Below are 26,307 nucleotides of genomic sequence, written 5' to 3'. Positions count from 1 at the left end.
CGGAGATCTCCGGCGTTTTCGTTATTAACACTTTCCCTTCGCAAAATATTCGCTACTATCACCGTCACTTATCCAAATTTAGACATACGCATGAGCCAACCACATAACCCCATTCTCGGCGCGACTTGGATGCTAACTGCTGGTATCTGCTTTGCCATGGTAAATAGCATTGCGCAGTACGTGAGCTTCAAAATGCAGCTCCCTTCCACGACGGTTGCCTTTATTCAGTACTTCATTGCACTGTTGGTCATGGTGCCGTGGCTGAGAAGCATGGGTATCCGAAACGCATTGAAGACAGAACATTTAGGCATGCACTGCTTACGTGTGTTCTTCTCGGTGATTGGTATTCAGCTTTGGCTGTGGGCTCTCGCGTATCCTGTACCAATTTGGCAAGGTATTGCCCTTCTGATGACATCCCCGCTTTTCGCCACCATAGGTTCAGGTTTGTTCCTCGGTGAGCGAGTTGGGCCTGCACGATGGTTCGCAACCATCAGTGGTTTCATAGGTGCGATGATCATCTTAGAACCTTGGGGCGATAACTTTAACTGGGCAACCTTGTTACCCATTGGCGCGGCTTTCTTTTGGGCGACGTATTCATTGATGGTGAAGAAACTGTCGCATCACGACAGTCCGACTACTATGGTGGTTTACCTTCTGCTGTTAATAACCCCATTCAACATACTGCTTGCGGTACCAGATTGGACCATGCCGAGTGGCAACGTGGTGTGGGGCTTATTGATTGGCGCGGGGCTTTTCACTGCATTGGCGCAATGGGCAATCGCAAAGGCCTATGCGGTGGCTGACGCTTCATTCGTGCAGCCTTTTGACCACGCTAAATTGCCATTGAACGTACTCTTTGGCTTCCTCGTGTTTGGTTGGGTGCCACCAGGTCGACTCTGGTTAGGTGCCGCCATCATTATTGGTGCGGTGTTCTTCATCACCCATTGGGAAACGCGCAAATCCAACACGACGCAATGATCATCAAGCCGCCATCATTGGCGGCTTTTTCTTCCCCTCTCACGTCACTTTCTTCTTTGTTTGATTAACCGGCAGATTGCTTTCTTTTTAATCAAATCAGAAGCATAACCGTATATCAATCTACCCAAACCACAATAGCAAACGCTTGCGCAAACGATTGCTTAAGGTAAAATCACTGCCAGAATTTCGCTTTGATGGATGAATATCATGTTTGGAACTGCAACACGCCCCGGTGCGACCCGCGTTTTACTACTAGGTTCTGGCGAACTGGGCAAAGAAGTCGCCATTGAATGCCAACGTTTAGGCATTGAAGTTATTGCATGTGACCGTTACGCCGATGCACCTGCTATGCAAATTGCTCACCGCAGCCACGTTGTAGATATGCTAGATGGCGATGCACTCGCTGACATCATCGCAAAAGAAAAACCAGATTACGTTGTGCCTGAAATCGAAGCCATTGCGACAGATCGATTGGTTGCGCTAGAACAACACGGCGTGAACGTCGTTCCTACTGCGCGTGCAACGCAACTAACGATGAACCGTGAAGGCATTCGCCGCCTCGCCGCAGAAGAACTTAACGTGCCGACGTCGCCTTATGAATTCGCAGACACTAAAGATGCATTCGTTTCCGCGATTGAACGTGTTGGCACGCCTTGCGTAGTGAAGCCAGTAATGAGTTCATCAGGCAAAGGCCAAAGCGTAGTGAAATCACCCGCAGACATTGATAGCGCATGGAGCTATGCACAAGAAGGCGGCCGTGCAGGCGCTGGTCGCGTGATCGTTGAAGGCTTTGTTGAGTTTGATTATGAAATCACCTTGCTGACGGTCAGCGCAGTTGATGGCATTCATTTCTGTGCGCCGATTGGTCACCGCCAAGAAGACGGCGATTACCGCGAATCATGGCAGCCACAAGCAATGAGCGACAAAGCGCGACAAGCCGCTGAAGACGTAGCGCGTAAAGTGGTCACTGCATTGGGTGGGCACGGTTTGTTTGGCGTTGAACTTTTCATTAAAGGTGATGACGTATTGTTCAGCGAAGTCTCCCCTCGCCCGCACGATACCGGCATGGTGACCCTGATTTCTCAAGACTTATCAGAGTTCGCGCTTCACGTTCGCGCATTCCTTGGCTTGCCTGTGGGTGCCATTCGTCTTTATGGCCCTTCTGCCTCCGCCGTGATTCTTGGCGAAGGCACATCGACAAACATTTCGTTCAGTGGTTTGAGCGATGCACTTGCATTGCCTGACACACAAGTGCGTTTATTTGGTAAGCCAGATATCGACGGTCGCCGTCGATTAGGTGTCGCGCTCACACGCAGCGACGACGTAGACAGTGCAGTGAGTAAAGCCGTCACCGCGGCAAGCGCAATAAACATCAACTTCAATGATTAACGCTTTGCGTTAACCAAACCGCTCCTGAACCAAATACGAAAAAGCGTCTCAGTGCATGTCACTGAGGCGCTTTTTCTTGGTTCTGGTCAGTAAAATAAACACTGAACAAAGGAAAACCTATTACGGCTTTTCAATCAACCAGACTTCTTCGGCAAAGTAGCTTGCCCCTTTCCCTGATGGTGGACGAGAAGCCTCATTATCACGATTCAAGAATCTCACGGTACACCCTTCAAACAATGCCTTCACAGCATCCGCATTCACACTGAACGGTGGGCCAGACATTTCATCTTGCGGGTAATCCAACGTTACAAGCAGGATCTTTCCGCCTGGCGCTAGCAACGACAAGAGATGAGAGGCGTATTGTTCTCTTAACGATTCAGGCATGGCGATAAGTGCAGCGCGATCGTAAATAAGCGGATACGTTGAAAGCGGCGCAGTAAAGAAGTCACCACTGTATACCGACAACTCATCAAACTCATACAGCTTATGTGACCCACTGATCTGTGTAACAAGCGGGGTATACAAATGCTCGGCAAAGAAGCCTCTCACCGCAATGTCACTCAATTCAACGCCAACCACATTATCGTGATTTGAGGCCAACCAAGACAAATCGACCGACTTGCCACACATGGGTACCAACACAGATTGATCACGTGTTGGTGACAGCGCTGGCCAGTATTTCACCAATAGCGGATTGGTCTCTGTTAAATGAAATCCAATTCGATTCTCTGCCCAACGGCCGTGCCAAAACTCTTGATCCATGACGTTACTCTTTCTGTATAAACCTGTAATCCCGACATGATAACAACCGTTAGTAATAATCTACATAGCGATGAGTGATTATCAATACTGATAGAGCGCACACTAATTCGTTATTGATAAAGAAAAAAGGCGATCTAATTCACGTTGTTTTCTTCTTTCCTATTGTTATCTGATAAAAATAAAACTACTGTATACGCATACAGTACTGGATAGTTACACAGGACAGACAGATGAAAAACACATTTGCGATCTCTCATTCAGCACAGCACACACAAGCGACGTCTCCAGCTGTGCGTGAACATTATGCGCGCCTTGCGGCAGGCTCTCGTAGTTTTCAGCACGCATCGCGCACCGCTGCATCACAACGCGGTCAGTCGTTTGGCAACCTTGTCTCTGTTAATGTTTACCAAAACAACATGAGCGAGTTGGCTTATCTGTTACGAATGCTAAAAACCATGAGCCAAACTCATCGTTGGATCACGCTGATTGCACCGCCATCTTCATTTTGTCTTTCACTGTTTACGCAGGCAGGCATCAGCCCACAGCAAATCCGTATTGCACGCGCCACGGCGACACATAACCCAGAAGCCTTAATGAAAAAAGCGCTTCAGTCAGACACCTCTGCTGCGGTTATCGCCTTTGGTGATATCGAAAACTTCGCTGATGCCAACGAAGACGAAGGCAATGCTACACCCTGCTTCGTGATTAACGGATTACCGAGTCGCTTGCACTAGTTTCTTAATCTTTAGAATGCGCAATCTCTGTTTGCATTTCTGATACCGCTTTCGTGGCCACTGCCCTGCTATTTGCGCTTTACATAGCAGGCCACGAAGGCGTAACCTTCCGCTTCAATTTCCCCGCAGGACGTTCCATTACTTCAAAGCCCTCTTAAATCGCAACTTTTATCGCAACTTTGAAAAACGCCAGAAAAGACCTTTCATTATACTTTTTCACTTTCAATGGCATTTTTAAAGGCAGTGTTTTGAGTAATAAATTGGACCTTAAAGCGCTAACTGCGCTCGTGATTGGCTCGATGATTGGAGCCGGCGTATTTAGCCTTCCCCAGAATATGGCTGCGGTAGCAAGTCCTGCAGCAGTGACGATTGGCTGGGTGATTACGGGATTCGGCATGATATGCCTTGCACTGTCTTTCCAATATCTCACAGAGCAAAAACCACAGATTACTGGCGGCGTGTTTGGGTATGCGCAGGCGGGCTTTGGGGATTTGTGCGGATTTTTTTCAGCGTGGGGTTACTGGCTAAGCGCTGCGGTCGCGAACGTTTCCTACCTTGTCATTGTGTTTAGCACGCTCGGGTTGTTCTTCGACACTGACACCGCCGTTTTATTCGGTAACGGCAATACGCTTCTGTCTGTCGTCTTGTCTTCGCTATTGATTTGGTTGATGCACTTTTTGGTTTTAAGAGGCGTGCAAACGGCAGCGATCATCAATTACATCACCACCATCGCCAAACTCATTCCGATCATTGTTTTTATCGTGGCGGCGCTCATCGCATTTCGCTGGCACACCTTCACCTTGGATTTTACTGGCGTGCATATGCCAGGAGAAAAGAGCCTGTTCGATCAAGTCAGAGAAACCATGCTGATCACCGTGTGGGTCTTCATTGGGGTTGAAGGTGCGGTGGTGGTATCTAGCCGCGCGGAGAACCGCAAAGATGTGGGACGCGCAACGATTCTGGGTCTTCTAACCTCATTGTTTCTCTACGTTGCCGTTACCTTGCTCTCTATGGGGGTGGTTTCAACGTCTGAATTGGCGAAATACCAAAACCCGTCAACCGCAAAAATTCTTGAAGCCTTGATTGGCGAAACCGGCGTGGTGATCATTGGTGTGGGGTTGATTATTTCAGTGTGTGGGGCATTTCTAAGCTGGACACTACTGGCGACCGAGACACCTTATACCGCGGCGAAAGATGGCATGTTTCCGAAGTGCTTTGCCACCACCAATAAAAACGGCACACCCACGAACTCGCTAATGCTCACCAGTTGCGTGGTGCAGTTTTGTTTGATCGTAATGTATCTGATTGGCGGTGGGTATGACGACCTATTGACCATCGCGTCCGAGATGATCTTGGTGCCATATCTCTTGGTAGCGAGTTACTTACTCAAGTTGTCATTCACTGAAGTGAGCAATACACGCATTCGCGCCATTGCCTCACTCGCGACGCTTTATGGTTGCTGGCTGTTGTTTGCATCCGGTCTTCATCATCTGCTGCTCGCCGCCTTGCTTTACCTGCCAGGCATTGCGTTTTACATGGCCGCGAAGCAAGAGAATCATCAAGTGGCGTTTGAAGGGCGAAACCGTTTGTTGCTCGCGTTCATTCTGATTGCGGGGTGTGCTGCGGGGTATTTGGTGTTTAGTGGCGCGACATTACAGTGATGCACCAACACGCTAATCAACATGTTTCTCTGTAGAAAACGCCACATCACGTGGCGTTTTTCGTTTTCATTGCAACACACAACCATTCCGTCTCGCCCTTGTGCTGAACAATGTCACAGCGTGTACGCCGACGAATTTTATCCAGCTCGCTGTCATCAAGCGCATAGGGCAACATGATATTCAGTGCGGTGATGTGCTGTTTTTTAGCCTCATCAATCAAACGAATGAGGTTGGACACATCGCTATAATGTGCCGACAAGGTGCCGCTCACAGAATGCAAGAAGGCTTCACTGGGGAAGTCATCATACTCTTCTATGGTTTTACGACGCCATCGAGATATTTGTGCGTGTAAGGCTTGCGTAAACGTCCAATGTTCTCGGCTAGACTCACTCAAAAAGTGGGTGTAATCAAAATTTACAGCATGCGACATAGTACTTTCAGTTGGTTCGAAACGGCCCGTCATCCTGCGCTCCGTTAATGATCAGTTTGTTGTTTTTGTTTTATGGAAACACACTCACAAATGCGGCAATTTCCCGCCTAAATCAGCATGTTTAGATCCTTGTATCTTAGAACCAATATATGCCGATAAAACACAAAATCTCGGCAAAAAATGAAAAATTTGGTGCTGATCATCGTTTAAATTCTTTCGAACTATAAACACATAAAACACAGCTACTTGCCATTAACAAACAATTAAAAACCACCCAAAAATAGACACAAAAAAACCAGCCCTAGGGCTGGCTTAAAAACAGAAAACATCTGCGAGATTACAGTGCGATTAAAGTGCTTTGTACATCACTTTATTGCCTGCCAATTGAACGCGTTCAACAACGCCTTCTTCCGCCAATTTTTTCAATGCTGATGTCGCCCAAGAAGCTGCTTTTGCTTCTTCTTGACCTGCTGCAAGACCAATCCCTTTTGGATTGATGCCTTCCGCATTCTGACGAACAATATCCAGCACTTGTTGTTGTTTAGGTGTCAGAGAAATTTCTGAAACAATTTTTGCCGTTTCGGCTTTTTGCTCAACAACCGGCTTTGCTACAGCAGCAACTTTCGCTGGTGCTTCTTTAGCCACAGTTTTAGCTGCAAGTGATTTTGCTGCTTTGATGTGTTTTTGAAGCTTAAGTTGAACTTTACGTTTATGAGAGATTTTCATTAAATCGTCCTACTCCGATGCACTACGTTCAGCATCCCCTGAAACCGCAGGGTGAAAAACAAAGCGCGTTTTATACCAAAAAACGGATGCGTTTTGTAGCTTTAACGAAGCACTGACGCGAAACTTGAGTCAAGTCTCGGAAACCCCTTGTGATTTTGTTTATTTATCGCGCAGACGCATTCCTTTGAGCATGTGATCTGACTACGCTTAACAAAGGTAATAGAAAGGAAGCCCACACAGAAGTGAAAAAGAATTTGCTGATTTATCCCCCAAATCAACATGTCGGTAAATACTTTACGGTCGCGGTTATCGCGCTCGTCATCATCGTGTTGTCGTTAATTCTGCTAAATCCGCAAATAAAAGCCGTTCCCGCCTTCTTGGGTCTTTGCCTATTGGGCGGTTTGGGTTTGTACATTTCACGCGTTATCGATGAACAGCGACTTACCTTCTCTCTGTCAAACATGCACATCCAACACCACACCCGCAAAGGCGGCTGGAGCGTGAAATGGCGAGACATTCGCGAGATCGGTATTCCGAGTGTGTCGCAAGAAGGTTGGCACCACCCTCTACCTTGGGTAGGCATTCGTCTGAAAGATTATGAGCCGTTCTTGGACAGCATCAGCTTTCGCTTAGCAAGCCATATCATTATGGAACAACGAGGATTATTGCTGAGTGCATATCGGCGAGCAGAGGAGCCCAACACCACCCCCCTAGAAGACATGATGTTTGACGATAAACCTTATGTTTCTCCTACGGGAAAAACCTACAAAGGCTTGGTAGCGATGCTGGCAAATCGCATGGCCTATAACCGAGAACTGTTAGGTTACGACGTTTTTGTTAGCGAAGATTTACTGGACAGACCGTTGGAAGACTTTGTGGGACTAACGCGCCAATACTTAGCATCAGCAGGCAGGCTTTCAGCTTCAGAACAATGACACAGCAGTCTACGCCACTGTGTCATTTTCATATGAAGAGAATTACCAGATTGGCATTTCATCAGCCACGTAGGGGTTGTTCTTTCTTTCATTACCAAAGGTTGATGTTGGACCGTGACCCGGAATGAAAGTGATGTCGTTACCTAACGGGAAGAGCTTGTCCTTGATTGAGCTAATCAAAGTAGCATGATCCCCTTTCGGAAAATCTGTGCGGCCAATACTGCCGTTAAAGAGCACATCACCCACCCACGCCAATTGATCTTCTTCACTCACAAGCACCACGTGACCTGGCGTATGTCCCGGCGTGTGGATCACTTTAAGCGTGCTTTCGCCCAAAGTGATTTCATCACCGTCTTGAAGCCATTGGTCAGGGTCAAACGGTTCAGTGCGTGCAAAGCCAAACATGTCACTTTGAGCAGGCAATGCTTGCAGCCAAAATGCATCTTGTTTCTCAGGGCCAATCACTGGCACTGAATAGGCAGCTCTGACTTCTTCTGTGCCGCCAACGTGATCTAAATGACCATGCGTCAGCAACACCTTTGTGATATTCACACCCAGATCATTCACCTTCGCGACGAGCTTTGCCACATCACCACCCGGATCAACCAACGCTGCTTCGTTAGTTTTATCGCACCAAACGATAGAACAGTTTTGTTGAAAGCCGGTAACGGGAACAATTTCAAACTTCAATGCCATAAAAGAATCCGTGAATTATCGAAAAATACTGAAAACGGCCAAAGCATAGCATGGGTACGCCAAGAGTTTAACGCCAACACAGTGTGCTACGCGTACATTCCCAGCATTTAACACGCACAATCAAAAGGTTAATTCGCAACACCCTCGATTGTCATGCATCTGAAAGAACCCTGCCACCAGCTTGTCACCACACTGAAACAACAACGTCATTAAGGATCAGTAGCGTAAAGCCGTGAATCAACTTGTTAATCACTCATCAACGGATGCTTATGAACCCCATACACGTTCGAACGATTTGGATATCGGATCTCCATTTAGGCAACAAAGATTGTAAGGCCCATTACCTGCTTAACTTCCTTCAACGTCATCATGCCGACACCATCATTTTGGTCGGAGATATCGTTGATTTTTATTCAATGAAATTCTCGCGCCATTGGCCAGAAAGCCACAGCCAAGTGTTGTCACTCCTGATTGATCGCGCTCACCAAGGCACACGCGTCATCTACATTCCGGGTAACCATGATGATGTTGTAAGGAAATACTTAAAATTCGATTTTGGAAAAATAGAAGTCCGTGCGCATCACATACACGAAACAGTGCAAGGTAAAAAGGTTCTGGCCGTGCATGGCGATGAGTTTGATGGCGCCGTATGCCACAGCCGCTTGACCGCCATCGCAGGTGATATGGGGTATGACTTTCTGCTGTTTCTCAACCGCTGGATGTCGAGGATCCGTCAGAAACTTGGGTTCCCTTATTGGTCGCTCGCGTCCTACATCAAACTGCGCGTGCAATCTGCCAACGTCGCCATCGCGCGTTTCGAAAATGCCGCGGTTCAATATGCCCAGCGAAAAAACGCTGATGCCATCGTGTGTGGCCACATTCACCACCCTGACATGAAAGCCATTGGCGACACCTTGTACTTGAACGATGGCGACTGGATTGAAAACTGCACCGCACTGATCGAACAAGATGACGGCGCGCTTGAATTGATTCGGTGGACAGAAAAGCCCGAGCTGATTGCGGCATACAACACCTTGTTGCCACAAGCCTCCTACAAACAACCCGCTCAGGAAGACCAAGCCGCGTAAGCCGCACAATGGGTGAAAGGAACACTATGTTTAATATCGACTCGCTTTTAGAGAACAAATACCCCGCATTGGCGCACAAGCCCTGGTTAGCTCGCCCTGTCAGTGCCACACTCCAACGTCTTCTGCATCAACAAGCCTTTGTCGACTTTGCCGAGCGATACCCTTACCTCAAAGGGTTTGAGTTTGTAGAGCAAGTGCTGGATTACTTCACATTCAGCTACGCGACAAGTGACAGAGAACGTGAGCGTATTCCATCAACGGGACGCGTTGTGATTATCGCCAACCACCCTATTGGTTCACTTGATGGCTTGGCTTTACTCAAATTGGTTCGTGAAATTCGTGCTGACGTTAAAGTGGTTGCCAATAACCTGCTCATGCAAATTGAACCGCTTCACAGTTGCCTGCTTCCCGTGAACAACATCTCAGGGGGCACGCCAAAAGAAAACCTGAGAAACATTGATACATGGCTGCGCAATGAAGGGGCGCTGATCATTTTCCCCGCAGGCGAAGTGTCTCGCTTAGGCGCAACTGGCGTCAAAGACAAAGAATGGCATGGAGGCTTTCTTCGCATGGCGAGTAAAACGAATGCGCCCATTTTGCCCATTCATGTTGATGGGAGAAATTCTGCAATGTTTTATGGGGCGTCCATGGTATACAAACCCCTATCAACCTTGCTGCTCGTCAATGAGATGTTTGCGCAAGAGGACAACAAAATCACCTTTACCATCGGTGAGGCCATTCCCTATTCGAGCTACAGCACCAGCGCCAACTTACCCAGTAAAACCCGTGTCAAGCTGTTCAAAAAACACCTCTACAACATCGGTAAAAGTAAAGATGGCGTGTTCCCTACCGAGTCAGCCATCGCATCTCCCGAGCCAAGGCTGGCGCTAAAAGAAGAGATTACGCAAAGTGAACGCCTTGGTGAAACGCCGGATGGAAAAGAAATCTACTTATACCGTTATCACGCAGAGTCTCATGTAATGCGAGAAATAGGGCGATTACGGGAAGTGGCCTTTCGCGCCGTTGGGGAAGGAACAGGACAGCGAAGGGACATCGATAAATACGACCAACACTATTTCCACTTAGTGCTTTGGGACCCAGCAGCGCTGGATATTGTTGGCGCTTATCGATTCTGTGATACCCAAGCCGTGATTGCGCAGCACGGTAAAGAAGCCCTGTATACACATTCACTCTTCAACTTTGAACAAGGTATGACGTCAAAACTGGATTCAGGCCTTGAATTAGGCCGCAGCTTTGTTCAGCCGAAATACTGGGGCAAACGCAGCTTGGAATATCTTTGGCTCGGCATAGGTGCTTTCCTTACCAAGCACCCTCACTATCGTTATTTATTTGGCCCAGTCACCATCAGCAACGCTTTGCCGCAAGCCGCCAAAGAGTTGCTTATCTTTTTTTATCGCACCTACTTTGGTTCAGATCAGTCAGTCGCGCGATCTAAGCGCCCTTTCCATATGGATACACAAAAAGAAAATGAGTTGGTTCGGCATTTTCGAGGCGATGACTACCAAGCAGATTTGAAAACCCTCAAAGCACTGTTAGACAATCTCGGGACGGGTATTCCCACCCTTTACAAACAATACAGTGAGCTTTGCGAACCCGGGGGAGTGCAATTCATTGACTTTAATATTGACCCAGATTTTGCAGATTGTATTGATGGCTTGGTCATGGTGGACATGACTAAGCTAAAGGAGAAGAAACGGCAGCGATACATCACAACGAACCTGAAAAAGGCCGAACCAGAAACCATTTAATGTGCGCTTTCATTGAGGGGCAGACTTCGCGGTTAAGAGGTCAAAGACAACCACAAAAAAAAGCACGCAATGTGCCTTTCTTTTTCCCAAATGGATAGAGGCTATCTGACGTGAGCAGTTACCCTCTCCAGGTCCTTACAGGCCCCGTGTCAACGTGGATAAAACCGCTTCGCGGGTAATAACCAACACCACCGGCTTTTAATGAGAGAGCAGCATCTTTTAACGTTGCGAGCGGCACGCCTTCAATGAAGATATCCATGGCTTGCCCTGTCATGTGATAGCTCTTCTTCGCTTGACCACCACCGCCCTTTCTCAGCATCTCATTCGTTGCTGGCGAGCGATAACCCGATACCATAGTAATCGGCGATTTAGCGCTCACTAGCCCACAGATTGCAGCGAGTTGATCATAAAGCAGTGGATCCATGTCAGTTTCAACATTTCGACGGTGATCGCGACATAAGTGGTTAAGGGCTTGCAGTTCTTTTTCATTGTACTGCTGGCCGTTGAAATAACAAACATCAAGGTGCTCACCCGTGTTTATGCTTGTCATTGCCAAATTACGCGGTTTCCCTGCCGTTAGGGGCAGCGCAAACGCTGCATTCGGTAGTGCTGCCGCAACTACACACGCCGCACCGCCAAGAATTAGGCGACGACGTTGGGTATCCAAACCATTTTTCACAAGTTACAACTTCCCAAAGGTAAATCTTATAAAAAGAGTCCGAACGACTAGCGAAACACGCCTTTGTTTAAGAAAGACTCTCGAAACACCGTGAAATCTAACGGGAGAGAGGGAAGGAATCAAACTCGCAGGTGTATCTTTAGTGAGTCAATCGCTGTAAATAGCAGCGTTTCGTGATGATTTATCGTCACTTTTTATCATTGTCAGTAAAGTGTAAAAATATGCAATTGTGTTGCCTTGAGCATATTTTCACCCGATCACACACCCTTAATAGCCACAAAAAAGCGCAGTGATGAGAAGTGTCATCACTGCGCTTTAAATCACTTGTCTGTTTTGTCGACACCCGATCCTTTTAAGAATCTAGCTCGTCAAAACTCAGCCATTAAGATTGATTTGTGCTCGCCGTTAAAGACGCTGATGGGTCGATAGTACGCTTTGGTCGAGCGTCGTAATCATACACATCGTCACGGAATTGCACTTCACCGTCCTCGTTCACCCATGCGGTTTGATAGATCGTGTGCACGCTAATCTTCTTACGTAGCGTAACCCACTTGGTCTTGGGGGTTTTACGGTAGTAATCGTAGTCACCCATTTCAAGGCCAGATTTATCTAACAGAACCTCAGCCAACACTTCCGCTTTTTGAACACGAATACACCCTGAACTGAATGCTCGGCTTGCGCGATTAAACAAACCTTTGGCAGGCGTGTCGTGAAGGTAAATCGCGTTACCATTCGGCGTATTAAATTTGTAGCGACCTAACGCGTTAAAGTTACCCGGCGATTGCTGTAGTCGATACGGGAAATTGTTGGGTGTTACCGTTTCCCAGTCAATCGAATCAGGTGGGATCACTTCACCGTTAGACCAGCTGCTCAACACGGTATAGCTGTGTTTAGACAGGTAATCATTATCCACACTGACTTTAGGCAAAATGTCTTTTCGCATGATGGTCACAGGCACATTCCAATGTGGATTGAAAACCACTGAATCCAAACGTGATGTGAACAGTGGCGTGCGGCGACTTGGTCTTCCAACCACCACTTTACTGTCGAGAATCAGCTGTTTATCCATCCACAATTCCATTTCGTAATTTGGGATGTTGACCAGCAAAATGCGATCGCGCCCTGTTGGCCACAATCGCAAACGTTCCATATTCAGCGCGAGGATCTGAATGCGATTATCAACGGACTTATTCAACCAATAACGGGTCTTGTTGCCAATCACGCCATCCGTTTTTAGGCCATGGCTTTGTTGGAAGCGCTTCACCGCTTGCACCATCACCGCATTATAGAAACCCACATGCTTGAGTTTTAGGCGTTGCGCTTCTTCTGTGCTTAAAACACCGTGACGCTCTAAGCTCGTGATCAAACTATCCGAGTCCACCAGCTTGTTACCGTGCTTGATCAACCCACGCTGAGTAAATTTAGGCCAGTAGCTGGTGTTTTCATCTTGCAATGCCACGATGGCTTTTGCCATTTCACGGTACTGTGGTGTTTCAGGACGCAACGAAAACGCATAGTCATAAAGTGCATTGCGGCTAGCTGCCATCAAAAGGTTTGTGGTCTGCGTTTTTGTTGGTGCGGGGAATGTGTCGTTAATGTCCGTGCCGAAGAACCAGCTTTTGCCGTGCAAAGGCACTTGGGAGTTGTAGCTAATCAACGCAAGTAGACTGTCTGTTGCAAACACGTCATAGGCGCGCCAATCGCCACTCACTCTCAATTCTCTGAGCAGCACAGCGCGCCACTCAAATTCTTGACTGATCCCAGCTAATGAAATGATATTGATCTGTGTTTCGAGCTCATCTTTTGCACGGTAATCGTGCCAAATTGGGGAAAAAGAAAAGTACTCGTAGATCATCGCCAAATCTTGGGTATAGGTCACTACACCCGATTCAGCTTCAGCTTGTTGTATCCATGTAATTGCATTTTCAGACGGTTTGTTTGGCTCAACATTGCCTACATTTGCCCACACTGAAAGTGGGAGCAAAGCGAAAACCAGTAGTGTCTTAAAAAACATGCGAGCGAAAACCATGCACCACCTCCATTTAGAGATCTTAGTATGGCAAACGTCACAATTTTCGTTATCGGATTTTTTATGAATCTTTCAAAACAAAGAGTTAGAAAAGCGTCATTCTAAAGCATTACCCAATGATTATCCCAATGAACCTCAGATGTCTGAAATTCAATGTTTTTTTGTACATTCTGTATTACTAATCTACCACTACCGGCGCTAAGCGCGAATCTATCTGGCTTTGCGGCTGCTCCCGATGCATCCAGCAAGGGACCAAGCTCTTCCAATTCACCGGATTCAATGTTCCAAATTCCGTAACAATTGCCGCGAGGTGAGGTCGCCACAATCTGTGATTCTGTACACGCCACACTGCCGATGTATTGATTAAAACGGCTCCACTGTTCAGTTGTGGCGACAAGCTGTTGATACTCCCCACTTAATCGGCGAATCGCGAGCAAAGGTTGGACATCATCTTTGCTGCCTCTGTATTGTTGCGCCGTGACTATTTCGCCTTTTGTCGACATGGCCAAATGTCGAATACTCATTTGATGGTCAGGCAAAGTGTGAATACCGAGAACTTTACCAAAATGAATGTCAATCAACACCAAAGACGGTGACATGGTCTCGATATTCAATGGCTCGCGGCCTTGCGTTTGAATGCCACCCACCGCTAACGCCAATGTGGAATGATCAATTGCCATGATTTCATGAGGCCCAAGCCCGAAGCCTGTGTGCTCTCCCACCCTATCAAGGGTGCCATCTTGCCAGATTTGGTAAATGCCAATCACACCATTGCTGGTCGTTCGCTCTCCTTCGCTGGTGTAAAGCTTGTCGCCCACAACAACGCCGTGCCCATAGAGATGGTAACGATCTGACACACTGTATGTAGAAAGCAACTTGCCAGTTTGAATCTCTACAACCGTGATGAACTCACCCGGTCGTCTCGAAAAAATAAAGGCGAAGTCTCGAATACGATCAATGGCAACACCATGACCGCGGGTGGATAACGGCACCGTATAACACGGTTCTCCCTGAGCATTTGCGCCAGTAAGCACATAGCTATCGTTGCCATCTCTGGCACAGCCAAGAAAGGCTACCGTATTGTCGTCTTCACACTTTTTGTACGTTGCGTAACCTGCAATACCACTTCCTACAACAAGTCCAGCAATGGAAAGGGAAAGAAAGCGGCGTCGTTTCATGCTGACGCCGTGAGGGGATGAAGCCAAGATCTAGTCTCCGTCTGTCGAATTAAACCCAACCACCATACCCAACGCTGGGCCAACTTCATCAGATAAAGCCAACTTCAGGTATTCAAGGTTATTTGAAAGACCAATCAATGATCGATAGTTTTCGGGGGTGTCTAATAGCGGCTTAAGTGCATCGCCCGATGGCACACTCGTCACCGTGTCTTGCCAATGTTTGGTCAATCTATCTGCCAGTTCTGTTTTTTGTTTGGCGCGCAGAACAACATCCAGATCAGCCAAATATAACGCATACATTGCCGCGACATTGTCTTTAATAAGCGTCAATGACACCTTTGATCGCCACGCTTCCGCTTGAAAAGGTTTTGGATAGCCCGGCTTACCCATTGGTAAGGACAACTTCTTCATCACAAAGTCAAGCTGACCTGCCAACATGCTGACACTCGCTGCGTTAAGCGCTTTCTCGGACTGATCTTTCCACGGGTCTTGTTCCCAAGCATGGGATAAACCTTCCGCCGATTGAATAAGACGCTGAGACACAGCACGTGCCAATGCACATCTATTTTCTGTGTCGCCCATTGTTTTAGGTTCATAGATCAGCCATTCAAGCGCACCCACCCCTTGAACAGACACACTTTGCTTTGCCAAGGCTTCAGCGGAGTATGGGCCTTCTGATTTCAATAATGCCGTGATCTTCCGCCCCGTCGTGTTTTTCTTATCTGGGTAGAATTGAATTTGCCAATTTAACGAAGCGGCTGCAGGATTACTTGTTTCAATACCTTGCAATGGCATCCAGGCTTTCATCGTATCGACCCACGCTGATTTCACCTCCGTCGTGTTCAATGGACCTGCACTGCATGCTTTTTCAACGGCTGAAGATAAACCGGTTGCTTGAGAAACAAACGTCGCGGCATGCGTCTTTTGCATCAACCATATTGAGTGTTCTTCTTCGCCAGCAAATGCCACTGGAACCTTAATATTGAATGGAACGTCAATATCGCAGCCTGACAATAGTGACGTTGTAACTAAAAAAACTGCCATTGAATAGCGAGAAGGGGTAGATATAAATGTCATCGTCTTCTCCTACAGAGAATGAAGAAAAGCAACCAGTGCTTCTCGTTCTTGTTTGTTCATTTTCAGTACACGTTGCTTACTGGCTTTCGCCTCTCCACCGTGCCACAACACAGCTTCTAACGCGTTTCGCGCGCGACCATCATGCAAATAGTGGGTATGCCCATTCACCTCTTGCGTATAACCTAAACCCCATAGAGGTGCGGTACGCCACTCTTGTCCGTTCGCGATAAATTCACTGCGGTTGTCCGCTAGCCCCTCTCCCATGTCATGCAGAAGAAGATCCGTGTAAGGATGAATGGTTTGGTTGCTCAACGCGGGACGACCTTCAATGGATGCTGTCTTAAGGCTTGTCTGATGGCAGCTTCCACAATTCGCTTCGGCGAACAGCGTTTCACCGGCCATCACTTGCGGATCGTTGATATTCCGGCGCGCTGGCACAGCAAGATGCTGACTATAAAATTCCACAAAATTCAGAATCTTTTCAGAGACCTCAGGCTTACCACCGTTGGGTAAGGTATCGCAGGAAGACTGAGAAGAAGTGCAGTTTTCGACTGAAAAAAGATGGCTTGTTAAGCCTAAGTCGCCGTTAAAAGCTGCCGCGTTTTGCTGCATTAACGTGGGCTGACCTGCTTTCCAGCCAAATCGACCTATGACGGATGCCTTCTTCTCGATATCCCAAACCCTGTTTGCACGTCCAGAGATGCCTTGGTTCGCCTTCGTCTGCTTTTCGGCAATCGCAGTAAGTTGCGATGCTGACACAGCTTCAAGCAGCCCGAGCCCAATCATTGGCGGTGCGATCCTCAACGACATCTCTGTGTCAGGGTGCATGTCGCCATAATGCAAATCAGACAGCACGATGATGGGCTTTCGCAACGTCACTTCGGTGCCATCCGCAAAGGTTTCTACGTGCGTTTCAAAATGAATATTGACCTTTGCTTCGGGTTCAACGCCCGGCAACGCAAAATCTTGTAGTTGGCCACCATAATTGGGTTCAGGAATGTTTCCATCCATGATCAATTGTTTTTGCTGTTCCGCCGTCATCGCGGGAATGCTTAAGCGGATGAGCATAGAAACCGCATTATCATCCCCCGTTTCGGGTAAATGACCGCGCCCGTCTTTGATGTGACAGTTTTGACAACCGTTGGTATTGAAAAGCGGACCAAGACCATCTCTCGCATCTGTTGATGCGGGTGCGCTCACCCAAGGGTTTCTAAAAAAGCTGTTCCCAACACTGAAATCGATGCGTTCAGATAAAGGGAGATTCGATGCGGGTTGCGAAAAAGCATTTGCGCCTTGTTTGAATGTGGTAGTCGCGCCACCAGAACGAACATCATCGGCAAAGGAAGGTATGGCGAACGCCACTAAAAGGCTAAGTACCGGATACTTCATTATTTCGTCCAATTGAAAAATATACATGTATTCTTTGATTGTTTTTTGTCGCCGTTCAACGACACCAAATGCGATAAAGCACGAAACAGAATTATCGCTTCAGAGAAACGCCAAAAGCCCCCAGATGGGGGCTTCGAATAAGCATGGTTACATTAGAACTGATGATCAGCGGTATCTGGGTTCAGATTGGTAATACCAATCGCGCCCGCTGCTTGTTCAATACTACGTGTTTGCTGAACCAATGCGGCAATGGCGCCGTTTACCAACGCGTTACCTTCTGCATTGTCTGCAGCGATCAGTTGGTCAAAGTAAACATTGTTTTTCTCTGCAGATTCCACCAACTTAAAGACTTCGCTGCGCGCGTTATCAAAATCAGTTTTGATCATCGCTGCTGCGTTTGGATCAGACGCTTTCACTAACTCAAGCACCGATGGCCCAGACAGTTTTTCACCGTCTAAACGCTGGTAAGTCCCCGTCATGACGTTGTAAATACCTTGCTCGTTGTAGAAGTGTGAATTGTGTGTGTTGTCTGAAAAACAATCGTGCTCATCTTCCGTAGAGTTTGCTTCCAGTGCGACTTTCATTCGCTCACCAGCAAGTTCACCAAGAGAGAGTGACCCCATACCAAACAACATTTTGCGCAAACCGTTTTGAGCAGAATCGTTCAGTAGTGCCGCGCGGTAATTGTCAGCTTGGGTGGCAGACCACTGGCCCTCCATCCAAGTAAGATCAGTAATAAGAAGCTCAGACGCTGCTTTTAGGTAGTCCGCGCGACGATCACAATTGCCATTGGTACAAGCATCACCAGACGCAAAGTCTGTATAAGGACGCTCACCTGCACCAGGGTTAGTGCCGTTTAGATCCTGGCCCCAAAGTAAAAACTCAATGGCATGGTAGCCCGTTGCAACATTTGCTTCAGAACCGCCAAGTTCGTTCAGTGACGCTAGCAGGTCAGGTGTAATGACGTTTACATCCAATGTTTCGCTACCCATTTTCAACGAACTATTGGACACAATATTGGCGACGGCACCCACGTTGCCCAATTCATATTGGTAGTCTTGCGCGACGTAATCGATCAAGCCTTCATCCAATGGCCAAGCATTTAACTGCCCTTCCCAATCATCAACGACAGCATTACCAAAACGAAACACTTCCGATTGCTGGTATGGCACACGAGAAACCAACCACGCCTGACGTGCTTCGTTAAGTGTTTTTTCTGATGGTTTGGCAATCAACGCATCAATGGCGCTGTCCAGTTGTTTTGAGGTGACAAGTGCGTCGCTGAACGTTGCGTGAGCAATGTCTGCATAGTTTTCAACGACGGCTTTTGGTGTGGCGGCAAAAGTGGCGAAAGAAACGGCTGATAATGCCAAAACTGAGCAGGCTGAAGCCAAAGGGGTGCGCATCATAATCTTTCCTTGAGTATGTGAATTGTTACCAGTTGTTGCAATTGATAACGATTATTACATTCATACTCAGTTAATTTCAAATGCTAATGATAAATAATATCATTTAGTTTTAGTTTTCACTCTTTCCTCTCTCTCTTTTACGCCTTAATTTGCATACCTCATGCAATTGCTACGTAACCAAATTAGGACACAAGCGAGATTGAAACCAAATGAGTTCGCATAATCAGCGACTCATGTGTAAGGTTTGGTAAGAAATACGGAAAAAACCTTTAAATATTTACGTATAGAACAGATAATTCGCCGGATTTTTAACATCCTACAGCTGTTTAAAGGAGACGCTTCGATGGAGAAGCATGAAGAGGTGTTGGTAGCGCTTAGGCAAATCATTCGCGCCATCGATTTGCACTCAAGAAAGCTAAATAAAGAGGCCGGTCTAACAGGCCCGCAGCTCGTACTAATGAGAGCCATTGACGAATTGGATGAAGTGACTATTCGCCAACTTTCAAACCATACCAACATGAGCCAGGCAACCGCGACCACAATATTGGACCGCCTTGCCAGCCGTAACCTTATTGTGCGTGTAAGAAGCAACTTGGATAAACGTAAGGTCCATGCGCACTTGACGCCAGAAGGCCAACAAGCCCTGCAACAAGCACCAAAACCCTTGCAGGAAAGCTTTATTTCGCGCTTTCAGTCTCTCGAAGAATGGGAACAATCTCTGCTCATTTCTTCTGTACAGCGCATATCATCAATGATGAACGCTGAAAACATCGACGCTGCACCACTTCTTGAAGTTACCCCTCTTACCAAGTTCGATGAAACACATTAAAAAAAGGCCCTAGGGCCTTTTTTCATCATCGTTCTTTTTCACTCGCAACATTCAACGCTCGTGAATCAACCTTCCTAACTCTCCTTAGATGGCGTGCGTTTACCGAACTTGACCAACCCCGTTGCAAGCGCTGTTCCTAGGAAGATCGTGCCAGCACCTAAAATCATTCTCAGCGTGACGCTCTCATCCAACAAGAAATACCCCCATACCGCCGCGAACAAAGGAATGAGGTACGTTACAGTGATCGCATTGGTCGGCCCGACACGCTCAATCAGTCGAAAATATAAGATGTAGGCAAACCCAGTGGACACAAATCCCAAAATAACGGCTGCAATCCAACTTGCTTGGCTTGGGTTAACCTCGGGCCAAAATAGAAGACCCAAAGGTAATAGCGCGATGGAAGAACCTATTTGACTACCCGCTGCCGTAACAAGAGGCGGAACCCCTTTGAGAAAGCGTTTTGCATAGCTGGCTGATATGCCATAAAACACGGTCGCACCAATGACAGCCAGCACAGACCACCCTAGCCCACTTGAGCCAAAATCAAGCTTGCCCCACACCAAGACCATCACGCCCACAACGCCTATCAATAGCCCAGTCATGCGTGTGTATGTGAGTTTGTCGCCCAGCCAGAAATAAGCGATGATCGCCCCCCAAATCGGCGTACTTGCATTAAGAATGGCAGCAAAACCACTAGAAACATTCATCATAGCAAAGGCAAACAACACAAAAGGAATTGCCGAACTGAACAAGCCAACGCAACAGGAATGAAACCAGTTCGCACGAAATTCATGTAGCTGTTTTCTTATCATCAATATCGGCAACAACAGGACGGACGCCAACACAACACGGACCATGATCAACGCAAATGGACCAAAATCTGGCACCGCATATCGAATAAAAAGGAACGAAGCTCCCCATAAGGCTGCGAGCAAAAGCAGTTCAGCAACGTCTTTTTGCTTCATTTCCATCTTCTTTCCCTATTCCCTTATTTTTTGAACCTCAGCACGCTGAAGTACTTTGCATTTAGCAGCAAGATTACTGTGATTTCTCTCGAATGACTGGCCACTTTCGGGCATCACACACGGTTAAAGAAGGCACTTCTATTGCAAGGATTGTTCAACAGCAAGCCTAAATAGTTAGACTCATCGCATTTCAATTGACTAACCCACTAATATGCCTAATTAAAAGACCACATTGGAAACGATCTGAACAATAAACCTTACACTTACTATTGAAATCAACAGATAAGCATCTAGTTTTATATAACTACTCTCTTTAGGATCGGAAACATGGATGAAACAATCCGCATCATCATAATCGATGATTCAGAGGTTATGTTGGTCATGATTAATACAATGCTGAATGATCTTGGCTACCACAATGTCACCACATACTCTTCTCCGATCAAAGCACTTGCTGAATTACATCAATACCCTACGCGCTATGATGTCGTATTCACAGATTTAAACATGCCTGATATCGACGGAATGGGCCTTATTCGTCACCTTGGTGAAATGCACTACAAGGGGGGGATCTGCATCGTGTCCGAATTGGATATTCGAATCATTGAGTTGGCAGCGGAGGTCGCCCGTCAACAACACGTTTGTTTAATCGGCAACATTTCAAAACCCATCAAGATGGATGCATTACAGTTGGTGATGGACAGGCTACATCAAGCCGAAGAACGTAAGTTTTTGAATTACGAACAAATGTCAAAAAAGGAACTGATCACCTACATCGTCCACCGACAGGTGATGCCTTACTACCAACCCAAGCTCAATCCAGAAACAAACCGAGTGGAAAGCTTAGAAGTACTCGCACGAATCGTTTCCCCAGGTCAACCAGATGCCATTCTTCCTGGTCGGTTCATCCCAACCGCAATCCGCTTTGACCTCATGGATTTGATTACCATGCAGTTAGCGGAAGCAACCGCGGACCATATGAAGGAACTGTCTGATATTTTTGGTGACACGGTTAAAATCAGCATTAATTTATCGCCATCCCAATTGTCAGATCTTGATATTCCGAACCGCCTTGAAAACCTTTTCCAAGATAGAAACATCGAAAAATCCCGCATCGTGTTAGAAATCACTGAAGAATATGAACTCAAGTCTTCAGAGCAAATGGAGTCATTGAACCGATTGCGTATACATGGGTATGGTGTGTCGCTCGATGATTTTGGAACCGGTTTTACGAACATTCAACAGCTCAGAAGCCTGCCATTCACGGAAGTAAAAATAGACCGCACCTTGATCAATCAAATCCATGCTGACCAATTCAGCCAAGTTATCGTCCAATCCTTAGTGGACATTACTGAATCATTTGACGTCGATTTAGTTGCGGAAGGCATAGAGCATTTTGAAGATTTGGATTATTTAACCAGACATCATCCCGGCATTCTCTTGCAAGGTTTTTTGATTTGCCGACCTAAGCCGATTGAGTCATTGTCAAGTTGGTATAGAAACTGGCTCAAAGGCGTCGGCGCCACCGTCAAAAGTGTCTAGCTTGCTAATCCTCCTCCTTCAACCTGTCTTGCTGATTCGGCGCAGCGTGCTCATTAAAGGAACGTTTTTACACAGAGCCTGAAATGGAGCATGATTTTCTTTTCTACTTTTTCTCAGCTCCCTCTCTTCTCATACTCTCTCGACCTTAAACATCGTTAGCAACGCACACCATCCCCTTTTATCGCTATGTTTCACAGAGCATCAGTGTGTTATAACGAGAGAATGTTCAACGAGTAAGGATGCGTAAATGAAAACAATTGGCTTAATCGGCGGGATGAGCTGGGAATCCACATCCACCTATTACCGACTCTTAAATCAACAGACCAGAAACACGCTTGGTGGACATCATTCAGCAAAGTTATTGCTCAGTAGTGTGGATTTTTCAGAGATTGAGGCCTTTCAGCGCAGCAATGCATGGGATAAGTCTGCAGATGCTTTGATCAAAGAAGCGCAACGACTAGAGAAAGCAGGGGCAGATTTTATGATGATCGGCACCAACACCATGCATAAAGTTGCTAAAGAAGTGTCTGATGCTATTTCTGTCCCACTTATTCATATCGCAGATGCCACTGCGGAACGTTTGTTGAAAGACAAAATTAGCCACGTTGGATTGCTCGGTACGCGCTTCACTATGTCAGAACCCTTTTATAAAGAGCGCATTGAGTCTTTCGGCATTACCGTCTCTGTGCCGCCAGCATGGCAACAAGACGTGGTACATGAAGTCATTTATCAAGAACTTTGCCAAGGCGAAGTGTCAGCGCATTCGCGCAAGCAGTATCTATCCATCATTGACGATTTAAAAGCACAGGGCGCAGAAGGTGTTATTTTAGGTTGCACTGAGATTGGTTTGCTCGTGCAACAAAACCATACCACTGTCCCTTTGTATGACACCACAGAGTTGCATGCTGAAGCGGCAATCAAACTTGCGCTCGCAGAGTAACAGCGCGTCTCGTTTAAATAGGAAGTAAAGCGATGACAATCAGAACCGCCACTGTCGATGACATTGAAGCCATCAACGACATTTACAACCACTATGTGGTCAACACTGCCATCACATTTGATTACGAGCCGTGGTCAATCGAGCGAAGAAAAACGTGGTTTAAGAAGCTCGCCAATAGCAATGGCTACTACCATGTTCTGGTAAAAGAAGACGAAGCTGGTGATGTTATTGGTTTTGCTTACAATAGCGAGTTTCGTGAAAAGCTCGCTTATCGCATCAGCTCCGAAATTACTATTTACTTGCGTCATGATCTAAAAGCCAAAGGTCTTGGTTCTATGTTAATGCAGGCGCTTCTCAAAAAAATGGCTGATTCCCCCGTCAAACGTGCGTATTCCGTCATTACCTTACCGAACGATGCCTCACTTGCACTTCATAAAAAATTTGGCTTTGAGCAAGTGGGCTATTTAACCGACGTCGGATTCAAGTTCGACCAATATTACTCCGTTGCCATATTGGAAGCTGCCGTATCAGATTTCTGATCCCTAACGCTTAATCCAACACCACGAAGAAAGGGAAAACAGCTTCTGTTTTCCCTTTCTTCTGGGCGGCACCAAATTTTCGCCTTCTATTTCATTGCCCTAACAATACCTTTTCATGCGACCTCTGGACAAAAAGCCACGAAGAGGATCGTTCCCACCTACACTTAACTTGTTAATTTTGAAACATCAGGTTCATAAAAGGGACGATGTGAAATGAGAATATCCACAAAAATAAGAACAGCATTCATTGCCATGAGTATTGTTACCGTCATTGCAACTACGGCGATCATGACAATTACTGCAAACCGCGCATCGAGCCTCGCACTTGAGCACCAAATTCAAAATCAGCTGCTTTCCGTGAGAGAAGTGAAGAAAGCTGAAATAGAACAATACTTTGAAGGTATTGGTAAGCAATTAACTAACTTAGCAAATTCAACAATGACAGAAGACGCCATGTTGCAGTTTGCACAATCATTTCAAAGTGTGCCGACAGAGGCAGTCATCACAGAAAACCAAGCTAACAAATTACGTGATTACTACGTTAATGAGTTTGGGAAAACCTACCAAGACACCAATGCAAAATCTGTCGATGTTGTGTCGAGCTTGGATGATATCGGCGTTGCTGGTCAGCTGTTGCAGCAAGCCTACATCGGCGTTAATGAAAACTCACTCGGAAACAAACACCTCCTCGACAAAGCGACGGACCAAACCACATACAGCGAAGTGCATGAAGTGTTTCATTCGAATTACCGGACTTTTTTGGAGTCATTTGGTTACTACGACATTTTCCTGGTCGACCTCAATGGCAACATCGTTTATTCAGTATTTAAAGAACTCGATTACGCGACCAATCTAGAATCTGGACCTTACGCGAAAAGCGGTATCGCGGATGTTTTCAATGCTTCAAAGACCCTTAGCAAAGGTGAGTTCAGCTTTGAAGACTTCTCGCCTTACTTCCCTTCTTATGACAGCCCTGCTTCCTTCGTTGGATCACCCATTGTCAAAAACGGCCAAACCATCGGTGTGTTGATATTCCAAATGCCAATTGACAACATCAACCACATCATGACCTACGGCGGGCACTGGAAAGACAATGGACTCGGCAATTCGGGGGAAACATTTATTGTTGGCCCAGATAACCTGATGCGTTCTCAAAACCGCCTCCTTGAACAAGACAAGTCCGCATATATCGACATGTTGCGCCAAACCGGTGTGAACAGCGACACGATTGAGCGTATTGACGTCACTGAGTCTTCATCGGGGCAACAACCCATTAAATCCACACATGTCAACGCGGCTCTCGCCGGAGAAACAGGGTTTTCTGTTGGCCAGAATCACGCAAACAAAGAAGTTTTTGCCGCTTACAGCATGATGAGTATTTTTGGCAAAAAGTGGGCTTTGGTCTCTGAATTAGAAAAAGAAGAAGCCCTACATGAAGTTGTTTTACTCAACAACGCCCTTTATAAAACAGCATCGATTGTGGGTGCCATTATTATTACTTTGTCATTGGTGATCGCATGGTTGATCGCTGGCAGCATTAGCAAACCTATCACGTCATTTAGCAAACGCATTGCTCATATCGCCACGACACATGATTTAACGGTTCAGTTAGACACACGAGGGAATGACGAACTTACCGAACTCTCGAAATCAATGAATGTGATGTTGAAAGATTTCCTGACAGTTATCCAAGGTGCTGACAATACAGTAAAAGCGTTAGACAGTGCGTCTACTGATATTCAGGGCAACATTAATGGCATGCAAACTGAAGTTGATGCGCAAGCAGCGAACTCTAATCAAGTGGCAACCGCCGCCAGTGAAATGAACGCGTCCATTTCGGAAGTGGCTAGCTTTGCCAACAATGCGTCTGAATCATCGCAAAATGTCGTGAGTTCGGTAAAACAAGGCACGAGTGTCGGCAAACAATTAGTAAAAGAGATTACCGATCTCTCTGAGAAAATGCGTGATGCAACAGCATCTATGGAGCAACTCTCCGCAGAAAGCGATTCGATAGGTACTGTACTTGATGTAATTCAAGGGATAGCAGAACAAACCAACCTATTGGCGTTGAATGCTGCGATTGAAGCGGCTCGTGCTGGTGAGCAAGGTCGTGGTTTCAGCGTGGTGGCTGATGAAGTTCGCTCACTAGCAATTCGAACGCAAACATCCACAGAAGAAATCCGCGCCAAGGTGCAATCTCTGCAGGCTGAAACGACAAAAGCTGTGGCGGGCATTACAAGTGCTAACGAGTTTGTCGCCAGTAGCGTAGACAATTGCGGTAAGAACAACAGCATGCTAGCCGAAATCGAAAACATGATGACCGAAATCAGTGTCATGAACACTCAAATTGCTACTGCCGCAAGTCAGCAGTCATCGGTCACAGAAGAGATCACATCGAATGTGAACAACATCGCACGCTCGGCGAAATCGGTTTCCGAGAAAACCCATGATACCGACACCACAGCGCATCTGATCAACGAACAAACACGACAATTAACCAAGCAGATTGGTATGTTCAAAATTGCTTAGTGTGAGTCAATTGGCACTATGATCAAAAAAGGCC

The 26,307-nt window shown here is 46.6% G+C and carries 23 protein-coding genes; 12 read left to right on the top strand and 11 right to left on the bottom strand.

Translation table 11 applies throughout. The annotated features are described in order from the left end of the window. Positions 1-90: 90 nt before the first annotated feature. A complete protein-coding gene (locus tag BCT27_RS24605; RefSeq protein ID WP_102397075.1) occupies positions 91-978 on the top strand; it encodes a DMT family transporter in 888 nt (295 codons plus the stop codon). A gap of 207 nt (positions 979-1,185) precedes the next feature. Further along, complete coding sequence (gene purT, locus BCT27_RS24600) at positions 1,186-2,367, top strand: formate-dependent phosphoribosylglycinamide formyltransferase (protein ID WP_102318887.1); 1,182 nt, start codon at positions 1,186-1,188, stop codon at positions 2,365-2,367. Between the two features lie 120 nt (positions 2,368-2,487). On the opposite strand, the gene BCT27_RS24595 is transcribed toward purT, so the two are convergent. Further along, positions 2,488-3,129, bottom strand: a complete 642-nt coding sequence (locus BCT27_RS24595) for a thiopurine S-methyltransferase (RefSeq protein ID WP_102397074.1) — start codon at positions 3,127-3,129, stop codon at positions 2,488-2,490. Between the two features lie 230 nt (positions 3,130-3,359). Here BCT27_RS24595 and BCT27_RS24590 point away from each other — a divergent pair, with 230 nt between their 5' ends. Together BCT27_RS24590 and BCT27_RS24585 are read left to right on the top strand one after the other, a co-directional pair. Continuing rightward, positions 3,360-3,863 carry a SulA-like leucine-rich domain-containing protein gene (locus BCT27_RS24590; protein WP_102392114.1) on the top strand — a complete coding sequence of 168 codons (504 nt, stop codon included), beginning with the start codon at positions 3,360-3,362 and terminating at the stop codon, positions 3,861-3,863. 248 nt (positions 3,864-4,111) lie between these two features. Then, positions 4,112-5,524, top strand: a complete 1,413-nt coding sequence (locus tag BCT27_RS24585) for a basic amino acid/polyamine antiporter (RefSeq protein WP_241908648.1) — start codon at positions 4,112-4,114, stop codon at positions 5,522-5,524. A gap of 46 nt (positions 5,525-5,570) precedes the next feature. Here the strand turns inward: BCT27_RS24585 and BCT27_RS24580 are convergent, their stop codons facing one another. Beyond that, entirely contained in the window at positions 5,571-5,987 is a 417-nt protein-coding gene (locus BCT27_RS24580; protein WP_017015758.1) for a hypothetical protein, read from the bottom strand. Positions 5,988-6,302: 315 nt separating this feature from the next. Then, a complete protein-coding gene (locus BCT27_RS24575) occupies positions 6,303-6,680 on the bottom strand; it encodes a MarR family transcriptional regulator (RefSeq protein WP_102318891.1) in 378 nt (125 codons plus the stop codon). A gap of 242 nt (positions 6,681-6,922) precedes the next feature. Between BCT27_RS24575 and BCT27_RS24570 the strand changes: the two genes are divergently transcribed. Then, the gene (locus BCT27_RS24570) at positions 6,923-7,615 is read left to right on the top strand and encodes a DUF2982 domain-containing protein (protein WP_102386035.1); all 693 of its coding nucleotides are present in this window, start codon (positions 6,923-6,925) and stop codon (positions 7,613-7,615) included. Between the two features lie 42 nt (positions 7,616-7,657). Here the strand turns inward: BCT27_RS24570 and BCT27_RS24565 are convergent, their stop codons facing one another. After that, the gene (locus BCT27_RS24565) at positions 7,658-8,311 is read right to left on the bottom strand and encodes an MBL fold metallo-hydrolase (protein WP_102318893.1); all 654 of its coding nucleotides are present in this window, start codon (positions 8,309-8,311) and stop codon (positions 7,658-7,660) included. 269 nt (positions 8,312-8,580) lie between these two features. Here BCT27_RS24565 and BCT27_RS24560 point away from each other — a divergent pair, with 269 nt between their 5' ends. Beyond that, positions 8,581-9,399 (top strand): UDP-2,3-diacylglucosamine diphosphatase, encoded by an 819-nt coding sequence (locus BCT27_RS24560; protein WP_102397072.1) that lies wholly within the window; start codon positions 8,581-8,583, stop codon positions 9,397-9,399. A 26-nt stretch (positions 9,400-9,425) separates the two neighbouring features. Next, positions 9,426-11,168, top strand: a complete 1,743-nt coding sequence (gene olsF, locus BCT27_RS24555; RefSeq protein ID WP_102397071.1) for a bifunctional ornithine lipid synthase OlsF — start codon at positions 9,426-9,428, stop codon at positions 11,166-11,168. A 118-nt stretch (positions 11,169-11,286) separates the two neighbouring features. On the opposite strand, the gene mepK is transcribed toward olsF, so the two are convergent. The 6 genes from mepK to BCT27_RS24525 form a co-directional block, all read right to left on the bottom strand. Beyond that, positions 11,287-11,847, bottom strand: coding sequence for a peptidoglycan L,D-endopeptidase MepK (gene mepK, locus BCT27_RS24550; protein ID WP_102318896.1), 561 nt, complete (start codon positions 11,845-11,847; stop codon positions 11,287-11,289). A gap of 382 nt (positions 11,848-12,229) precedes the next feature. After that, a complete protein-coding gene (locus BCT27_RS24545) occupies positions 12,230-13,876 on the bottom strand; it encodes a L,D-transpeptidase family protein (RefSeq protein WP_102397070.1) in 1,647 nt (548 codons plus the stop codon). Between the two features lie 101 nt (positions 13,877-13,977). Further along, complete coding sequence (locus tag BCT27_RS24540; RefSeq protein WP_241908646.1) at positions 13,978-15,081, bottom strand: DUF1513 domain-containing protein; 1,104 nt, start codon at positions 15,079-15,081, stop codon at positions 13,978-13,980. A 3-nt stretch (positions 15,082-15,084) separates the two neighbouring features. Beyond that, the gene (locus BCT27_RS24535; protein WP_102397068.1) at positions 15,085-16,131 is read right to left on the bottom strand and encodes an imelysin family protein; all 1,047 of its coding nucleotides are present in this window, start codon (positions 16,129-16,131) and stop codon (positions 15,085-15,087) included. A 9-nt stretch (positions 16,132-16,140) separates the two neighbouring features. Continuing rightward, positions 16,141-17,520, bottom strand: a complete 1,380-nt coding sequence (locus tag BCT27_RS24530) for a di-heme oxidoreductase family protein (RefSeq protein WP_102397085.1) — start codon at positions 17,518-17,520, stop codon at positions 16,141-16,143. A gap of 152 nt (positions 17,521-17,672) precedes the next feature. After that, positions 17,673-18,929, bottom strand: a complete 1,257-nt coding sequence (locus tag BCT27_RS24525; RefSeq protein ID WP_102318900.1) for an imelysin family protein — start codon at positions 18,927-18,929, stop codon at positions 17,673-17,675. Positions 18,930-19,272: 343 nt separating this feature from the next. Here BCT27_RS24525 and BCT27_RS24520 point away from each other — a divergent pair, with 343 nt between their 5' ends. Continuing rightward, positions 19,273-19,758 (top strand): MarR family winged helix-turn-helix transcriptional regulator, encoded by a 486-nt coding sequence (locus BCT27_RS24520; protein ID WP_017009097.1) that lies wholly within the window; start codon positions 19,273-19,275, stop codon positions 19,756-19,758. Between the two features lie 74 nt (positions 19,759-19,832). On the opposite strand, the gene BCT27_RS24515 is transcribed toward BCT27_RS24520, so the two are convergent. Further along, positions 19,833-20,729, bottom strand: coding sequence for a DMT family transporter (locus BCT27_RS24515; RefSeq protein WP_102318901.1), 897 nt, complete (start codon positions 20,727-20,729; stop codon positions 19,833-19,835). A 321-nt stretch (positions 20,730-21,050) separates the two neighbouring features. On the opposite strand from BCT27_RS24515, the gene BCT27_RS24510 reads away from it, so the two are divergent. From BCT27_RS24510 to BCT27_RS24495, 4 genes are all read left to right on the top strand, one after another. Then, complete coding sequence (locus tag BCT27_RS24510) at positions 21,051-22,265, top strand: EAL domain-containing response regulator (protein WP_102318902.1); 1,215 nt, start codon at positions 21,051-21,053, stop codon at positions 22,263-22,265. 247 nt (positions 22,266-22,512) lie between these two features. After that, positions 22,513-23,205: an aspartate/glutamate racemase family protein gene (locus BCT27_RS24505; protein WP_102397067.1), complete on the top strand. Its 693-nt coding sequence runs from the start codon at positions 22,513-22,515 to the stop codon at positions 23,203-23,205. Positions 23,206-23,237: 32 nt separating this feature from the next. Then, complete coding sequence (locus tag BCT27_RS24500; protein ID WP_102397066.1) at positions 23,238-23,744, top strand: GNAT family N-acetyltransferase; 507 nt, start codon at positions 23,238-23,240, stop codon at positions 23,742-23,744. Between the two features lie 213 nt (positions 23,745-23,957). Beyond that, complete coding sequence (locus BCT27_RS24495; protein ID WP_198597626.1) at positions 23,958-26,273, top strand: methyl-accepting chemotaxis protein; 2,316 nt, start codon at positions 23,958-23,960, stop codon at positions 26,271-26,273. Positions 26,274-26,307: the final 34 nt, after the last annotated feature.

This window comes from Enterovibrio norvegicus, from assembly GCF_002876705.1.
Lineage (GTDB): Bacteria > Pseudomonadota > Gammaproteobacteria > Enterobacterales > Vibrionaceae > Enterovibrio > Enterovibrio norvegicus_B.
This window is presented reverse-complemented; position numbering and strand designations above follow the sequence as displayed.

Bases quoted from the DNA above. Each gene is read 5' to 3' on its own strand.
- BCT27_RS24605 (WP_102397075.1), top strand. From the start codon at position 91: ATGAGCCAACCACATAACCCCATTCTCGGCGCGACTTGGATGCTAACT.
- purT (WP_102318887.1), top strand. From the start codon at position 1,186: ATGTTTGGAACTGCAACACGCCCCGGTGCGACCCGCGTTTTACTACTA.
- BCT27_RS24595 (WP_102397074.1), bottom strand. From the start codon at position 3,129: ATGGATCAAGAGTTTTGGCACGGCCGTTGGGCAGAGAATCGAATTGGA.
- BCT27_RS24590 (WP_102392114.1), top strand. From the start codon at position 3,360: ATGAAAAACACATTTGCGATCTCTCATTCAGCACAGCACACACAAGCG.
- BCT27_RS24580 (WP_017015758.1), bottom strand. From the start codon at position 5,987: ATGACGGGCCGTTTCGAACCAACTGAAAGTACTATGTCGCATGCTGTA.
- BCT27_RS24575 (WP_102318891.1), bottom strand. From the start codon at position 6,680: ATGAAAATCTCTCATAAACGTAAAGTTCAACTTAAGCTTCAAAAACAC.
- BCT27_RS24565 (WP_102318893.1), bottom strand. From the start codon at position 8,311: ATGGCATTGAAGTTTGAAATTGTTCCCGTTACCGGCTTTCAACAAAAC.
- BCT27_RS24560 (WP_102397072.1), top strand. From the start codon at position 8,581: ATGAACCCCATACACGTTCGAACGATTTGGATATCGGATCTCCATTTA.
- olsF (WP_102397071.1), top strand. From the start codon at position 9,426: ATGTTTAATATCGACTCGCTTTTAGAGAACAAATACCCCGCATTGGCG.
- BCT27_RS24545 (WP_102397070.1), bottom strand. From the start codon at position 13,876: ATGGTTTTCGCTCGCATGTTTTTTAAGACACTACTGGTTTTCGCTTTG.
- BCT27_RS24535 (WP_102397068.1), bottom strand. From the start codon at position 16,131: ATGACATTTATATCTACCCCTTCTCGCTATTCAATGGCAGTTTTTTTA.
- BCT27_RS24530 (WP_102397085.1), bottom strand. From the start codon at position 17,520: ATGAAGTATCCGGTACTTAGCCTTTTAGTGGCGTTCGCCATACCTTCC.
- BCT27_RS24525 (WP_102318900.1), bottom strand. From the start codon at position 18,929: ATGATGCGCACCCCTTTGGCTTCAGCCTGCTCAGTTTTGGCATTATCA.
- BCT27_RS24520 (WP_017009097.1), top strand. From the start codon at position 19,273: ATGGAGAAGCATGAAGAGGTGTTGGTAGCGCTTAGGCAAATCATTCGC.
- BCT27_RS24515 (WP_102318901.1), bottom strand. From the start codon at position 20,729: ATGGAAATGAAGCAAAAAGACGTTGCTGAACTGCTTTTGCTCGCAGCC.
- BCT27_RS24510 (WP_102318902.1), top strand. From the start codon at position 21,051: ATGGATGAAACAATCCGCATCATCATAATCGATGATTCAGAGGTTATG.
- BCT27_RS24505 (WP_102397067.1), top strand. From the start codon at position 22,513: ATGAAAACAATTGGCTTAATCGGCGGGATGAGCTGGGAATCCACATCC.
- BCT27_RS24500 (WP_102397066.1), top strand. From the start codon at position 23,238: ATGACAATCAGAACCGCCACTGTCGATGACATTGAAGCCATCAACGAC.
- BCT27_RS24495 (WP_198597626.1), top strand. From the start codon at position 23,958: ATGAGAATATCCACAAAAATAAGAACAGCATTCATTGCCATGAGTATT.